Origin of the sequence: Sphingobacterium sp. R2, from assembly GCF_040760075.1 — a bacterium.
In the GTDB taxonomy this organism is placed as follows: Bacteria; Bacteroidota; Bacteroidia; order Sphingobacteriales; family Sphingobacteriaceae; genus Sphingobacterium.
In genome coordinates this window covers 2,992,569-3,008,013 of sequence record NZ_CP142884.1, presented here as the reverse complement: position 1 = coordinate 3,008,013, position 15,445 = coordinate 2,992,569, and the positions used below count along the sequence as shown (strand labels likewise).

General features: G+C 37.5%; 11 protein-coding genes. 9 read left to right on the top strand and 2 right to left on the bottom strand.

Annotated features, from left to right (window positions below; all coding sequences use genetic code 11):
- The first annotated feature begins 8 nt into the window (after positions 1–8).
- The 8 genes from VXM68_RS12410 to VXM68_RS12375 all read left to right on the top strand — a co-directional run bounded on the left by VXM68_RS12410 (position 9) and on the right by VXM68_RS12375 (position 9,462).
- On the top strand, positions 9–893 hold the full coding sequence (locus VXM68_RS12410) for an NAD kinase (RefSeq protein ID WP_293955516.1): 885 nt from the start codon (positions 9–11) through the stop codon (positions 891–893).
- A 306-nt stretch (positions 894–1,199) separates the two neighbouring features.
- Positions 1,200–1,937 (top strand): isoprenyl transferase, encoded by a 738-nt coding sequence (locus VXM68_RS12405; RefSeq protein WP_293955517.1) that lies wholly within the window; start codon positions 1,200–1,202, stop codon positions 1,935–1,937.
- A gap of 113 nt (positions 1,938–2,050) precedes the next feature.
- Positions 2,051–4,615, top strand: a complete 2,565-nt coding sequence (gene bamA, locus VXM68_RS12400) for an outer membrane protein assembly factor BamA (RefSeq protein WP_209576016.1) — start codon at positions 2,051–2,053, stop codon at positions 4,613–4,615.
- A gap of 348 nt (positions 4,616–4,963) precedes the next feature.
- Complete coding sequence (locus tag VXM68_RS12395) at positions 4,964–5,497, top strand: OmpH family outer membrane protein (RefSeq protein WP_209576018.1); 534 nt, start codon at positions 4,964–4,966, stop codon at positions 5,495–5,497.
- A gap of 103 nt (positions 5,498–5,600) precedes the next feature.
- On the top strand, positions 5,601–6,170 hold the full coding sequence (locus VXM68_RS12390; RefSeq protein WP_293955519.1) for an OmpH family outer membrane protein: 570 nt from the start codon (positions 5,601–5,603) through the stop codon (positions 6,168–6,170).
- A 328-nt stretch (positions 6,171–6,498) separates the two neighbouring features.
- The gene (locus tag VXM68_RS12385) at positions 6,499–7,173 is read left to right on the top strand and encodes a TetR/AcrR family transcriptional regulator (protein ID WP_367208890.1); all 675 of its coding nucleotides are present in this window, start codon (positions 6,499–6,501) and stop codon (positions 7,171–7,173) included.
- Between the two features lie 188 nt (positions 7,174–7,361).
- Positions 7,362–8,660: a (Fe-S)-binding protein gene (locus tag VXM68_RS12380; RefSeq protein ID WP_294348981.1), complete on the top strand. Its 1,299-nt coding sequence runs from the start codon at positions 7,362–7,364 to the stop codon at positions 8,658–8,660.
- Positions 8,661–8,667: 7 nt separating this feature from the next.
- Entirely contained in the window at positions 8,668–9,462 is a 795-nt protein-coding gene (locus tag VXM68_RS12375; protein ID WP_294350688.1) for a (Fe-S)-binding protein, read from the top strand.
- 670 nt (positions 9,463–10,132) lie between these two features.
- Here VXM68_RS12375 and VXM68_RS12370 read toward each other — a convergent pair.
- Positions 10,133–10,723, bottom strand: coding sequence for a TIGR00730 family Rossman fold protein (locus VXM68_RS12370; protein WP_293955522.1), 591 nt, complete (start codon positions 10,721–10,723; stop codon positions 10,133–10,135).
- 284 nt (positions 10,724–11,007) lie between these two features.
- Here VXM68_RS12370 and VXM68_RS12365 point away from each other — a divergent pair, with 284 nt between their 5' ends.
- Positions 11,008–13,371, top strand: a complete 2,364-nt coding sequence (locus VXM68_RS12365; RefSeq protein ID WP_367208889.1) for a beta-L-arabinofuranosidase domain-containing protein — start codon at positions 11,008–11,010, stop codon at positions 13,369–13,371.
- Positions 13,372–13,412: 41 nt separating this feature from the next.
- Here the strand turns inward: VXM68_RS12365 and VXM68_RS12360 are convergent, their stop codons facing one another.
- Positions 13,413–15,398, bottom strand: a complete 1,986-nt coding sequence (locus VXM68_RS12360) for a glycoside hydrolase family 97 catalytic domain-containing protein (protein ID WP_367208888.1) — start codon at positions 15,396–15,398, stop codon at positions 13,413–13,415.
- Positions 15,399–15,445: the final 47 nt, after the last annotated feature.

Sequence of the window (15,445 nt, the reverse complement as noted above, 5' to 3'; positions counted from 1 at the left end):
AAAACAATATGAGAATCGCAATATATGGAAGAGAGTTTCAACCCTCTGTTATAACACATGTGAAACACTTGTTTGAATATCTTGTAGATAAAAATATTGAAATTTGGGTGTATGAACCATTCCATAAATTTCTCATCACACAGTTTGAATGTGATTTTAATTTCTTAACATACAATACGTACCAGGAAATTAAAGGTTGTATCCACATTATGCTGAGTTTGGGTGGGGATGGAACAATGTTGTCTGCCGTTTCACTAATAAAAGATTCTGGAATTCCAATCGCTGGAATGAATTTTGGTCGACTTGGTTTCCTAGCCTCAATCAATAAAAATGATTTTGAAGACTCTTTGGATGACATTCTTAACCAGCGTTATAGCATACAAAAGCGTGTATTGCTTTCTGTCGAATCCGAGCAGACAAATTTGTTCCAAGGTAATCACTACGCTCTGAACGATATTACGGTATTTCGTTACGATAGCTCGGCTATGATTACCGTAAACGCCCGCATCAATGGCGAATGGCTTAATTCATATTGGGCTGATGGACTAATTATCGCTACACCTACCGGTTCCACGGCATACTCGCTGAGTTGTGGCGGACCTATTATTATGCCCGAAAGTGGTAATTTCGTGATAACCCCTATTTCACCTCACAATCTTAATGTTAGACCGATTGTCATTTCCAATCAGTTTACCCTGGAGTTAGAAATAGAAAGCCGGAGCAACCAATACATTCTAAGCTGTGATTCGAAAAATGAATCTATTGATACATCCATAAAATTAACGATTAAACAGGCTCCATTTACGATTAATCTCATTAGACTTCCCCATGAGAGCTTTTTCAGCACATTGCGAGAGAAATTACTTTGGGGGATTGATGTCAGGAACTATTAAGCTATTACTAAATTCAAACTAGCTCAGGCTAGTTGAAAAAAAGCACCAAAACTTATTGCCCAAGATATTTCAATCAATCTTTATATATAATGTACTTCTGAATTTCCAATTAAAAATCGATATTTGGAAGAAGTAAAGGACGGTAGAATGATTAAGTTCCTATGAGAAATGCGCATGAAATCATTCATTCGATAAAAAGTTTAACAAACACTATTCATTGATAGGAATACAGAATACAAAGCATAGGTTTTAACACACCGAAACAGCATCACCGTTAAGGTGTTAATTTTATTGAAAACAGCAAAAATGAGTTTTTTAGATCAGATAGATAATATTAAGTTGCCACAGCATATCGCCATCATCATGGATGGAAATGGACGCTGGGCAAAACAGAAAGGAAAACTTCGTGTTTTTGGGCACCAAAATGGTGTAAAAGCAGTGAGAGAAGCTTTAGAAGGATGTGTAAAAGCCAATATTAAATTTCTGACACTTTACGCATTTTCTGCAGAAAACTGGAATAGACCTAAACTAGAAGTCATGGCGCTAATGGAGCTATTGGTTTCTTCACTCAAAAAAGAAATTAAAACTTTTCAGGAAAATGGCGTTCGCTTGAATGTCATTGGCGACATTAGCAAACTACCTTTACATGCACAAAAAAAGCTTCAAGAGACCATAGTAGCGACGAAAGAAAATAAACACTGTACGTTGACGTTAGCATTGAGCTACAGTTCCCGCCAAGAAATCCTAGATGCTACTCGAAATCTAGCACAACAAGTAAAAGATGGACTACTCACTATAGATGAAATTGACGATGAGTCATTTGCTTCAAACCTCTATACGCAAAACCTTCCAGACCCTGATCTGCTCATACGTACAAGTGGAGAATTGAGAATAAGCAACTTTCTACTTTGGCAAATTGCTTACTCAGAACTATGCTTCTTAGATAAGATGTGGCCTGAGTTTACTAAAGAGGATTTGTACAAATCAATAGTAGACTACCAACAGCGCGAAAGAAGGTTTGGAAAAACAAGTGAGCAGTTATAAATGATTTTATTAAATTTGTCCACTGATTTGAAGAAAACAAGCTGGTTAAATTTTCTTAATTAACAAAAATTAACAAACGATTGGTGTACTTTAGCGCCAATAATTTTAGATAAATGAAGCGTATACTACCCGTAATACTATTTTTTGGTCTCTCATCAATGCAGCTCGTCTACGGACAGGACAAAGGTGCTTTCAATTTAAATGACCCAGAAAAAATCAGCTATCTCAATCCCAAAAACTATGTAATTAGTGCAATTGATATAACTGGAACACAATTTTTAGATAAAAATGTATTAATTACCATATCTAAATTGTCGGTCGGTCAATATTTGGAAGTTCCAAGTGAGGCAACTGCAAAAGTAGTGAAGGATATGATGGCTCAAGGCCTCTTTGATGATGTCGAATTATGGGCAGATAAAATTGAAGGTGAAAATATATTTTTAACCATTCGTGTAGTAGAACGTCCCCGTTTAACTCGAATTGACATCAATGGCTTAAGTAAAAGTCAAACCGAAGAAGTACGCAAACGTTTAAATAGCAACACAGGTAAAATCGTCAATGAAAATTTGATGAATACTACACGTGCTACTATTCAGCGTTTTCTAAAAGAAAAAGCTTATTTATATCCGGAGATTACGTTAAAGACGGTAAAAGACTCTGCACAGGCTAATAATGAAATACTTATTGCCGATGTAGATAAAAAACATAAGGTTAGAGTCAAAAAAATGACTTTTACGGGAAATGAGCATTTTTCCCAAAAAGAGTTGAGAAAAATGGCCAAACCTATCAAACAAAAAATGTGGTACCGTATTTTTGGCCCAGGAAAATTCAAGGAAGAGAAATACAAAGAAGGTAAAGAAAACCTCATCAAAAAAATGGCTGACAAAGGATATCGTGATGCGACTATCCTTAAAGATACTGTTATTCGAGAGGGTGAGAAAAATGTGTTAGTTAATTTTGACATCTATGAAGGTCCTAAATATTATGTAGGTAATATTGTCTGGACAGGTAACGCAAAATATTCTGACACTTTACTTAACAAAATTTTAGGAATCAAACGTGGCGATGTCTTTTCAGAAGAAAAATTAACCGCAAAATTGATGGGGCCCACAAAAAATAGTGATGACATCTCTTCCATCTATATGAACGATGGATATCTTACTTTTTCGGTAGACCCTGAACAAACCCGTATTTACAACGACACCATCGATTTGAATTTACGCGTATATGAGGGGGCTCAATATACAATCAACAATGTTATTGTCAAAGGTAATGATGTTACCAATGACCGTGTTGTATTACGGTCAATTTACACAAAACCAGGTCAAAAGTTCTCAAAAGAACAAATTATGCGAAGTGTGCGTGAAATTGCGCAGCTGGGAAATTTTGATGAACAGAAAACCAACCCGGTACCCACCAATTTAAATTATGCAGAAGGTACAGTGGACATCGTGTATAACGTAACAGAAAAACCTTCGGATCAGGTCGAACTTTCTGGTGGTTATGGTGCAGGTCAGATTATCGGAACCTTAGGATTAACATTCAATAACTTCTCTACCAGCAATTTCTTTGACAAAAGTTCATGGAAACCCTTGCCACGTGGGGATGGGCAGAAATTGAGTGTCCGTGGGCAAACTTCGGGTAAACGCTATCAATCGTATAGCTTCTCGTTCTCAGAGCCGTGGCTAGGTGGAAAAAAACCAATTTATTTTGGCTTGAGTGCCTATACGTCGAGCTCATCTTATGGAGGATTTAACTATTATACTGGAGAACAAATTGTTAAAGATTCAGAGTTAAACCGGATCTGGATGACGGGTGTTACGGCTACTTTAGGTAAACGCTTGCAATGGCCAGACAACTGGTTCCAGGCAAATACTTCTTTGTCATTCCAGCGCTATAAGCTACAAAACTATGGAAATTATTTCCTGTTTGATAATGGTACAGCCTATAATATCAACTTGACACAAGAATTTAGCCGTAATTCGATCGATGCTCCTATCTATCCTACTTCGGGCTCTAATATCAAATTTTCTGTACAATTGACCCCTCCATATTCATTGTTCAATAACATTGACTATAAAAATGGTTCCGCGCAAGAACGCTACCGTTGGACTGAGTATCACAAATGGAAATTTGATTCGCAGTGGTATGCAAAAATTGTTGGTAAACTTGTTTTCAAAGCGCAAGCTCAATTTGGTTTCTTAGGTAAATATTCGAGCAAAACTGAAATATCAACGTTCGAGCGTTTTAAAGTCGGGGGCGATGGTATGCAAGGGTTTGATTACTTACAAGGTTCGGAAATTGTTGCACTACGTGGTTATGCAAATGGTGTAATCATTCCTGAAGGGACACAGAATGTGAATGTAGCGCGAAATTCAGGTAGCCCAATTTACACAAAATATCAAATGGAGTTGCGTCATCCGGTTATGTTAAATGACCAGGCAACTGTTTACGTCTTGGCATTTGCTGAAGCCGCAAATACCTGGAACAAGTTTACCGAATACAATCCATTTAAAGTTCGCCGCTCTGCAGGTGTAGGTGCCCGTATCTTCTTACCTATCTTTGGTATGTTGGGAATAGACTATGGACATGCATTCGACCCTATCCCTGGTTTGCCGAGCAGTACATGGAAACAAAACTTTACATTCAGTATCATGCAAAATATGGGCGGTTTCTAGTCCGTGTTGATTCCAAGCTATTTGGACATAAAGTTTAAAAAAAAGCTATCGCAAGAAATTGTAGATAGCTTTTTTGTTTAAAAACGTTTTCCTTAAAATCTTGCCTTACGTTAGCGCTAAAAAGAATACCTTGCCAACATTAGGAGAAGAATTATGGTAGACTGACCAACAAGTTAAATAGTGTTAAACCTGACAAATATCTATTAGATTGCTTCTTTTTTCTTATTTTTGAGCGTTAAATTTACGTAGAACGAATTTACCAAATTAAACTTTTGGAATTATCAAAAGTCATAAGGTAAATTAGTGTTAAACAATTAAACGTATAGTCTATAAAAACTTACAGGAAATATGAAAAAACTATTGTTAGTTATAGCTTTTGTAGTCGTTAGTGCTACAGCGACATTTGCTCAACAAATTGCATATGCTGATTCAGAATATATCTTAAAACATATTCCTGAATATACAACTGCGCAAAAGCAGCTGGATGATCTGTCTAAACAATGGCAAGAAGAAGTTGATCAGAAGTATGCGGAAATCGAAAAGCTCTATCAGGCATACCAGAAAGATCAAGTTTTACTCAATGAAGACATGCGCCGCCGTCGTGAGGATGAAATCGTAACAAGAGAAAAAGAAGTAAAAGACTATCAAAAACAAAAATTTGGATTTGAAGGCGACCTCTTTAAAAGAAGGGCACAGTTAATGAAGCCTATTCAAGATCGTGTAGCAAAAGCTATCCAAGAAGTTGCTACTGCACAGGGTGTAGATTTTATTATGGATAAAGGTAATGAGTCAACTTTTCTTTATGCTAATCCAAAATTGAATAAAAGTAATGATGTCATTACAAAATTAGGGTATAAACCGAATCCTAGTCTTGCAAACTAGGCTGGAGTTTATTATCATTGTGAACACAAATAATATTAATAGTAATTAATTAAAAAACTAAAAGATTGCCATAGTGATGGCTCATTAGATTAAAATGAAAAGCATGAAAAATTTATTAAAGGGTGCGGTTGCTTTAGTGGCAGTATTTTTCTCAACTCAATTTGCAAATGCGCAACAAAAGATTGGTCATATCAACTTTGCAGAAATAATTCAATCTACATCTGAATTTAAAGCAGCTGAAGGGCAATTGAAAACATTGAGTGATGGTAAAACCAAAGAAATTCAAGATATGGTTACCATTTATCAAACAAAACAAAAAGATGCAAACGATAAATTGCGTAATAGAAGTGAAGCAAATAAAGATACAGTTGATCCAGAAATCAACAAGATAGGTCAAGAATTGCAAGATATTCAAGCTCGTATTCAAACAGCTCAACAAGCTGCTCAGGAAGACTTAAATAAAAAAGAAGAAGAATTAATTGCTCCAATCCATAGAAAAGTTGGCGAAGCTGTAAATGCTGTTTCTAAAGAAAAAGGTATGGCTTATGTATTTGATATTTCAAGTACAAATATCCCTTACTTCCAAGGTGGAGAAGATTTAACTGCTGCTGTAAAAACTAAATTAGGTATTTCAGCAACGGCAGCTCCTGCTGCTGCTCCAGCAAGAAAATAAGTTAGTATATAACTTGATATATAAAAAAAGGATCATCTGTATGGATGATCCTTTTTTTATATAAACTCCATTTCAATAAATCAAACACAATTTTATTTGTAATAGATCGTACAATTCTTCCAAAAAAGCTTTCCCTTAAGTCTAAAGAATAAGATAAACTAAAAATCTCATACTTGATTTTCTTGCATTTACCAGCTAAATTTTGGATATTGCTCTAGAAAAACAAACATATCTACCCTAATGAAAACTTCGTGGTCCCAAAATTGTTCTTTAATAGACAAATGAAAGGTACCCAAGAATGCTTCTTCGTTAATTTGATTTTATTCGCATGAAAAAAAAAGTAATTGAGGATAATCCTAAAAAAGAAAGAAAGGTGACTTCCGGTCCTATTCGTGACAAGGAACGCACTAAGGCTCGAATGATCGCAGCTGTCGGAAAGGTAATTCAGAAAAAAGGATATCACGCGTTGAATGGTCCTAATATTGCTTTGGAATGTGGGCTGAACAAAGCATTAATATGGAATTATTTTGGTGGTCTTGATCAGCTAGTGGAGGCTTATATGGCGCAAAAAGACTTTTGGCAATTAGGAGACAAGGGAGTCTTAGAGCAAATGATCTCGAACCCGAGCTCCATCAATATCTCCTCGCTAGAAGAACTACTTCAATCTCAGTTTAACACCTTTTTAAAAGATAAAACGAAACAAAAAGTCATTCATTGGGGATTAGGCGAGAAGACAAAAGCGTTAAAAAACATCGCTGAAAAAAGAGAAATGCTTGGCGAAGAATTGTTTAAACACATAGACGCTAGGTTCGAAAATTCGGAAAACGACCTTCGAGCGACATTTGCTATTCTGGTGAGTTCCATTTACTATATGAGCCTACAGGCGAAATCTACGGGAAGTACTTTTTTTGGTATCGATATCAATACCGAAGCAGGAAAACAACGCATTGAAAAAACCATACGCAAAATTTTAGAGCAAACCTTCACTGATGTCCAGCGATAGACTAATCGAGTATATATAGAAAAAACGTCCAAAAAAATAATCATTTTTGGACGTTTTTTTATCAGCCTCCATAATACCTATTTAAAATTTCAATAAAATATTGCTATATCTCCATTTTTGATTTATTTTTACTATGTTAGCATAACAAAATAATATAGTATATTTGTTTATAACCAAGATTCAAACATATGATAGGTCAACTGATATTTGCAGTTTGTTTCGCTGTAGCATTATTCTTTTTTAGCAAAAATGCTCAAGAGATTTATCGGAACATCAAGCTGGGGCGTCCAGCGGATCGTTCGGATAAAGCGGCGGAGCGTTGGAAGATGATGCTGCTTGTTGCCTTTGGACAAAAAAAAATGTTTAAGCGAATTTTTCCTGCAGTCTTGCATTTATTCGTATACCTCGGTTTTGTTATCATCAACATTGAAATGTTGGAAATTATTATAGACGGACTATTCGGCACACATCGTATCTTTTCATTTTTAGGAAGCTTTTATAATTTTTTAATCGGAGCATTCGAATGGCTCGCGCTGAGCGTGCTGCTATCGTGTATCATTTTCTTAATCAGGAGAAATATCGCTAAAGTAGCTCGTCTAAATAGCCTGGAATTGAAAAATTGGCCCAAGACGGATGCAAATATTATTTTAATCACAGAGATTCTTTTAATGTCGGCTTTTTTACTCATGAACGCTTCTGATCTTAAATTGCAGCTCTATGGCTATGCACATTTTACCTCTGTAGGTTCGTTTCCAATAAGCCATTATCTTCTTCCCTACCTTCCAGCTTCAACAGATACATTATTTTTGATAGAACGGTTTTGCTGGTGGTTTCATATTCTAGGCGTACTCGCCTTCTTAAATTACCTACCCTATTCTAAACACCTACATATTATTCTGGCTTTTCCAAACACTTATTTTTCGAATCTGAATGCCAAAGGCAAGCTATCAAATATGCCTGCTGTCACCAATGAGGTAAAAGCGATGCTTGATCCTAGTTTCACTCCGCCTTCCACAGATGCAAATGCACGTTTTGGAGCCAAAGATGTACAGGATTTAACCTGGAAGAATTTATTGGATGCGTATACCTGTACGGAATGTGGACGTTGTACATCTTCTTGTCCTGCAAATATGACAGGAAAGCTGCTATCGCCACGAAAAATAATGATGGATACACGGGATCGACTAACCGAAGTAGGCGCCAATATTAAAACAAACGGGAGCTTTCAAGATGACGGGAAATCTTTAATTGATACGTATATCAGCCGGGAAGAATTATGGGCCTGTACGAGCTGTAATGCATGCGTAGAACAGTGCCCCGTCAATATTAATCCCCTTGAAATTATTATTGAACTTCGTCGCTTTGCTATTATGGAAGAATCACAAGCTCCTTCGAGTATTAATAATATGTTTGGAAATATTGAGAACAACGGCGCGCCGTGGAAATATGCACAAATGGATCGCGCTAATTGGACTCAACAAAAATAGTTTTATGATGGACAATGAATTAAAAGTTCCGACAGTCGCTGAACTGTTGGCTAAAGGAGAAACTCCGGATATACTATTTTGGGTTGGCTGTGCTGGCAGTTTTGATGAACGTGCACAAAAAATTACACGCGATATCTGCAAAATATTAGCACATGTTGGTTTAAAATATGCCATTTTAGGTACAGAAGAAACGTGTACCGGAGATCCGGCTAAAAGAAGTGGAAACGAATTTCTATTTCAAATGCAGGCCATGATGAACATCGAAGTACTAAATGGTTATGAAATTAAGAAAATAGTTACTGCCTGTCCCCACTGTTTCAATACATTGAAGAATGAATATCCGTCGCTAGGTGGAAACTATGAGGTCATTCATCATACACAATTGATCCAAAATCTGATCGATGATGGAAAGTTGAAACCAGCTGACAACAATGTATTCAAAGGAAAAAAAATAACCTACCATGACCCGTGCTACCTTGGCCGTGCAAATGAAGTGTATGAAGCACCAAGAAAGGTATTGGAAAGCCTAGATGCCCAGTTGATTGAACTAAAGCGCTGTAAGAGCAACGGGCTCTGTTGTGGAGCAGGGGGCGGTCAGATGTTTAAAGAACCAGAACCAGGTTTAAAAGACATTAATATAGAACGTATTGAAGAAGTCATTGATGCACGGCCTGATGTTCTTGCGGCAGCATGTCCTTTTTGTATGACGATGTTAAAAGATGGCGTAAAGATCAAAGAAAAAGAATCAGCGATTGAAGTGTTAGATATAGCAGAAATTACCGCGCGGGCAAACCACTTGTAAATATATTGCCATACAAATTAAAAGAGGCCCGATCATACGATCGGGCCTTTTGTGTAGGGAGAAGAATATCTCCTTTTCACGATTAAATTAGGGGAATCCCAAAGCCGGTTAAAATATAGGGGATTCCCCCGAATCGAAGATCAGCGCTGTATTTTTGCTGACCAAACGACTCTAACATCTAGCCATAACAAAGATACACCCAATCGGTCGATCAATTGTTGTTCATTTCGTTGAAAATGTTGTTCAAAACTTGCCATTTATAAAAAAAATGATCTGAATGATTAGCTATTCAACTTAGTATTGGATCTTAAAGCTCTTTAATCAGGTCATAATTTCTATAGGGCTATCTGAAACAAAATTCAATTAGGTCACATTTTTCGGATATTTTATAAGTAGGAACGGGCGTTATAAATGTGGGACAGCAACAGCATACTTACTTGCTGGATTAAGCAAAGTACTTTTATACAACTTTTAAAGATTTGTTTGAAAGTCTTTGAACTAAAAATGCCCGAATCAAATGATCGGGCATTTCTTTTAAAAATAGAATCAACGCGCCCCTACAATGATCTACAAGGAGCTACCTAGCATATAATTACCAAACGATTCAATTTAACTTTTTTTTCTAATAGGCTATTGGAAAAAAAAGATCTATTTTAGTAACGATTGTTGTCTAAACTTCATCTCTCTCAATCCACTTCTGTACCATTGGTGCCTCGTACTTTTGCATCTTTTCAATCAGCTCCTCAATCGTATCAGCAACCAATAGCATGGCTCTATTTTCCGATTTCAGAAGCCCCTCTTCTACCATGTGATCCACAAATTGAATTAAATGATTATAAAATCCATTAATATTTAACAAACCAACGGGTTTTTTATGTAAACCCAACTGCCCCCACGTTATCATTTCAAAAAGCTCTTCCAACGTACCAAAACCTCCTGGCAGAGCAATAACCCCATCCGCATAATCATTCATAATGCGTTTACGGTCGTGCATGGTATCTACAGTAATCAGTTTTGTTACTCCCGTATGTTCTCTTTCTTTCGAATTTAAAAAGTCAGGAATAACTCCGATTACCTCCCCCTCCTGAGCGAGAGCTCCATTCGCAACAGCACCCATTAAGCCAACGCGTCCACCACCATAAACTAAACGAATACCAGATTTAGCCAAAACCTGACCAACATGGGAAGCCTGTACTTCATAAATTGCCGAATTACCTAAACTGGAAGCACAAAAAACTACAATACTTTTAACTTTATTCATATACAAGTATAGCTAAAAAAACTAGTGGATCAACTTTATTTTTCATATGGTCATATACAAAATTAAAACACCCACATTCCACTCAACTTTGAAATTATGCCTCATGATGATCACCTGATTCGCAAAAATTATCGCCTATTTTAGAACAAAGAACTATAAATGTAAAAAAAACATTTAAAATAAGTAACACATTTAATATCTTTGATTTACCGTTCCTCTTACATAATTGCTAACCAGACAAGCTCATCAGATCTTGTTAAAAACACACGATAATTTCATTCGATATGATTTTAAAAAACAAATTTTTCCACAGCGTTCTTGCATGTTTATTTAGTTTGGCGCTTGACGCCCAAACAACACCCCGATTAAATTATTTCGATTTAAGAGAGGTAAGGTTGTTGCCTGGTTTTTTTAAACATGCCGAAGATCTGGATATTAATTATTTATTGGAAATGGATCCAGACCGACTGCTGGCTCCCTTTTTGCGTGAAGCCAGTTTACCATTGAAAAAAGAATCTTATACCAATTGGGAAAATACGGGATTAGATGGACATATCGGCGGGCATTATTTATCCGCTCTAGCATATATGTATGCTGCTACAGGAAATCGTCGTATCAAGGAACGCCTCGATTATATGCTCGACAACTTGAAACGATGTCAGGATGCAAACGGAAATGGGTATATTGGTGGTGTACCTGATGGTCAAGTTATTTGGACGGAAATTCAACAAGGCAAGATCAATGCAGGTAGCTTCAACCTGAATGGGAAATGGGTGCCGCTATACAATATACACAAAACCTATGCGGGTCTAAGGGATGCCTATGTTTTGACCGGAAATGAATCTGCTAAAACTATGCTTATTAAAATGACCGATTGGGCACTAAAGCTGGTTAGTCAGCTTTCAGAAGCCCAAATACAGGATATGCTAAGGAGTGAACATGGTGGCCTAAATGAAACCTTCGCAGATGTCGCTGCTATTACCCAAAATAGAGCTTATCTTGAACTTGCACGCAAGTTCAGCCATAAATCCATTCTCAATCCCCTTTTGCAACGTGAAGACCATTTAACAGGACTTCATGCGAATACACAGATTCCAAAAGTTCTGGGTTTCAAACGTATTGCTGACCTTTCTCATGACGAAAAATGGGCGGAAGCCGTTAGGTATTTTTGGGACAACGTTGTTGAACAGCGTTCCATTTCCATTGGTGGAAATAGCGTGAGTGAACATTTTAATCCGACAGATGATTTTTCAAAGATGATCCACAGCATTGAGGGCCCCGAAACCTGTAATACATACAATATGTTACGCCTCACAAAAATGCTATACCAAACTGATCCGCAGGGCAAATATCTCGACTTTTATGAACGCGCTCTTTACAATCATATTCTATCGACACAACACCCCGAACACGGTGGATTAGTATACTTCACACAGATCCGCCCTGGACATTATCGCGTTTATTCACAGACACAGACAAGTATGTGGTGCTGTGTTGGTTCAGGTATGGAAAATCACGCCAAATATGGTGAAATGATCTATGCCCATCGTAACAATGATTTATATGTCAATCTCTACATTCCTTCACACCTAGACTGGAAGGAGCAAAATATAGAAGTTATTCAAGAAACAAAATTTCCGACAGAAGCGAACACAAGCATACGAATCAATCCAAAAAAGCCGACTTCATTCAGTCTGTTTATTCGTAAACCGGGCTGGTTAAACACTAATCCGAAGGTTTCGATCAATGGTAAGCGCTACGAAAATTTCTATTTGACCAATGAGCATATACACATCAAACGAACATGGCGAAAAGGTGATATTGTTAGCGTAGAATTACCTATGGAGATACATACTGAACAATTGCCCGATAAAAGTAACTATTACAGTATTTTATATGGACCTATTGTTTTGGGAGCTCGCACAGGACAGGAAAACCTCAGCGGACTGCAGGCAGATGATAGCCGAATGGGACACATCGCATCAGGAAAACAAATCCCTTTACGTGATCTTCCAGTCCTTAAGGCTGAGCCTAATAATATTCCAGCTCTTATAAAACCTATAGCATCCAAACCTTTGCATTTTACACTCTCGGATCTCTATATCGGAAAACAAAGTCTTCAAATGGAACTCGAACCATTTTTTGGTATTCATGACTCTCGTTATATGATCTATTGGCCTCAAGCCACAGCGCAAGAATTACAGGAATTACAGGATAAAATGAGTAGAGACGAAATAGAAAGTTTGGCCCTTAATGCCAAAACGGTCGATAAAGTAGTTGCTGGTGAACAGCAACCAGAATCAGATCACTTTTTTCGCGAGGAAGGTAGCAATGCTGGAGCATTCGGCGATACGCGATGGCGAGAGACAAAAAGCTGGTTTAGTTATACGATGAAAATAACACCCGAGACTAAACTAGTAGCAATCAAATTGCTGGCAGATAGCTCACCTCGAATAACTGAAGTTATGATCAATGGTAAAACCATAAGTACATGGGAAGACAAGGATGAGAAAACAATTATTAAAACAATACAAATACCGCTTCCCCAAAATGCTATAGATAAGACGAAAATAGAACTGAAGATTAAAGCTGGGACAGCATCAACAAGTCACAAGATCTTAGAAGTCCGAACACTTCTCCCTGATTAAAGAAAGCTTCCTTTAATCAAGGGAGAAGTGCCAATTATTGGCTATTTGCCTATTAAAACAGCAGCACCTTGGGGCTGTAATGTCAATTTGATTGTTTTAGCATTAGCAAGTCGGATTTGTTTTTGTTCAGATGCCCGCGCTTTATTGTCTTCGATCAGTTGTACCTTATCTGTGGTCAACATGGGTAATGTTACCGAAATAGTTTTTTCCTTACCCCCTGCGTTGATGGCAGCTACATACCACGTATCCGCCTTCCTGCGGGCAAGTATAACGTATCTACCTGGATAACCATCGATAAAAGTAGTCTCATCCCAAAGTGTTGGAACCTGCTTCATAAAATCGATTACATGGGTTGGCATATCCTGTAAGTTATTCGGTGTCAAACCAAAATTTTGAACCGGATTTTGAAATAAAACAGCGGTTGCTATTTGGAAAGTTTCCGTTGTCTTGCGGATAGTACCACCATTATTTTCGCGGTTATGGCGTTTGTTTAACAAAACTGGCCCAAAGTCCATAGCAGCGACCGAGTTGCGAATAAAAGGATGCAATGTTGCGTTAAAAGCTTCCATATCATTTGCATGCTGTGTAAAAATTAAGTTTTCAGAAGCCAATACGGCTTCGCTACCCGCAAAATTCGGGTACATTCGCTCCCACCCTCTCGGTAAAGTACATCCGTGAAATATAACAGTTAATCCATAATCATTAGCATCAGAAAGAATATCCTCGTATAGCTTAAATGTTTCCTGTTTATCACCTCCAAAAAAGTCGACTTTAATGCCTTTAATACCGATTTGTTGCATCCATTGCATCTCCGCCTTACGCGCGATGGATGTATTCATTTTATTTTTAGGTGTTTGTGGTGCATCGTTCCAGTATCCATTTGAGTTGTACCACAAGCAAATACTGACCCCGCGCTCTTTTCCATAATCAACCAGTTGTTTAATTTTCGCGCGACCAATCTTTGTATCCCACCAATTGTCTATTAAAACAAATTCATAACCCATTGCGGATGAAAGGTCTATAAACTTCTTTTGGTCTTCAAAATTAATACTAGCGTCTTGCCATTCCAACCAGCTCCATGTTGCCCGTCCAAACTCGTATTGCTTCGAAGGCTTATACTGAGGCTCGACGACATCGAAAGGAATTGTGGTTTCGACAATAGGTTTTAAATTACTTCCAACAGTTAGTGTTCGCCAAGGTGTATAACCAGGTAATGAAATCGTTGGAGCCGCCCGTCCAATCCCATTATTCTCCCCATTTTCTGGAAAAGCTATCTTGTAAAGGCCATCTTTCGTACCCTCACTTAATTTAGATCCACAATACGCACTTGATACGCCAGTTTCTGAGACAAGTACCCATCCGCGATCTCCAACATGAAAGAGCGCTGGGAAAGTGAAGCCCATACCATATTTTGAAGCAAGTCCCAAATGCTGATCTGTTTGATACTCCTCTTCATAACTTGGCTTTGTCTTCATCCAACCGATCATCGGAGGAGCCTGAGCTGTCAAAAATGTCGTTGTAAATATTGGAAATTTAAATCCACTCTCTTCTTTTATCAAGGTGAAGTTGGCCGGTTCCCCCATCTGAGGAACATAGTATCTGAACGCAATATTGTTATTGCTTACTCTAAAAGTAACCTCTATCTGCTGCTTTGAAGGATTCTCTAAGCGGTAAATTAGCTCATTTGCCTGATAGGTGACTTGACTGCGCTTTATTTTTAATTCGTTGTAATTACTGGAGATTTCTGACCTCTTTTCTCCTATAGGACGCAGACTATCAATTAAATTAATCGTACTGCTTTGGAGTCCAAGCGGTGAAGCTTCCAACATAGTCTTTCCACTCAATTCAACTTCATAAAATAGATTGCCATTTCTAAGATTCAGTTTAACGGCAAGAGCGCCATCCGGACTAGATACCGATGTCTGTTGTGCTAAAGCAACGGTGCTGTTCAATGACACTACACACAATAAAATGCACCCCTTCAATGTTGATCGTCTAAAAAGATGCCTATAAATATTATTAAACATAGATTTATTAAATTTTAGGTCTGTTATTATGCTAAAGATAAGCTTTT

What these genes read in the sequence shown, in the direction of transcription:
- bamA (WP_209576016.1), top strand. Translation starts at nt 2,051, where the DNA reads ATGAAGCGTATACTACCCGTAATACTATTTTTTGGTCTCTCATCAATG.
- VXM68_RS12375 (WP_294350688.1), top strand. Translation starts at nt 8,668, where the DNA reads ATGGACAATGAATTAAAAGTTCCGACAGTCGCTGAACTGTTGGCTAAA.
- VXM68_RS12390 (WP_293955519.1), top strand. Translation starts at nt 5,601, where the DNA reads ATGAAAAATTTATTAAAGGGTGCGGTTGCTTTAGTGGCAGTATTTTTC.
- VXM68_RS12410 (WP_293955516.1), top strand. Translation starts at nt 9, where the DNA reads ATGAGAATCGCAATATATGGAAGAGAGTTTCAACCCTCTGTTATAACA.
- VXM68_RS12380 (WP_294348981.1), top strand. Translation starts at nt 7,362, where the DNA reads ATGATAGGTCAACTGATATTTGCAGTTTGTTTCGCTGTAGCATTATTC.
- VXM68_RS12370 (WP_293955522.1), bottom strand. Translation starts at nt 10,723, where the DNA reads ATGAATAAAGTTAAAAGTATTGTAGTTTTTTGTGCTTCCAGTTTAGGT.
- VXM68_RS12405 (WP_293955517.1), top strand. Translation starts at nt 1,200, where the DNA reads ATGAGTTTTTTAGATCAGATAGATAATATTAAGTTGCCACAGCATATC.
- VXM68_RS12385 (WP_367208890.1), top strand. Translation starts at nt 6,499, where the DNA reads ATGAAAAAAAAAGTAATTGAGGATAATCCTAAAAAAGAAAGAAAGGTG.
- VXM68_RS12395 (WP_209576018.1), top strand. Translation starts at nt 4,964, where the DNA reads ATGAAAAAACTATTGTTAGTTATAGCTTTTGTAGTCGTTAGTGCTACA.
- VXM68_RS12365 (WP_367208889.1), top strand. Translation starts at nt 11,008, where the DNA reads ATGATTTTAAAAAACAAATTTTTCCACAGCGTTCTTGCATGTTTATTT.
- VXM68_RS12360 (WP_367208888.1), bottom strand. Translation starts at nt 15,398, where the DNA reads ATGTTTAATAATATTTATAGGCATCTTTTTAGACGATCAACATTGAAG.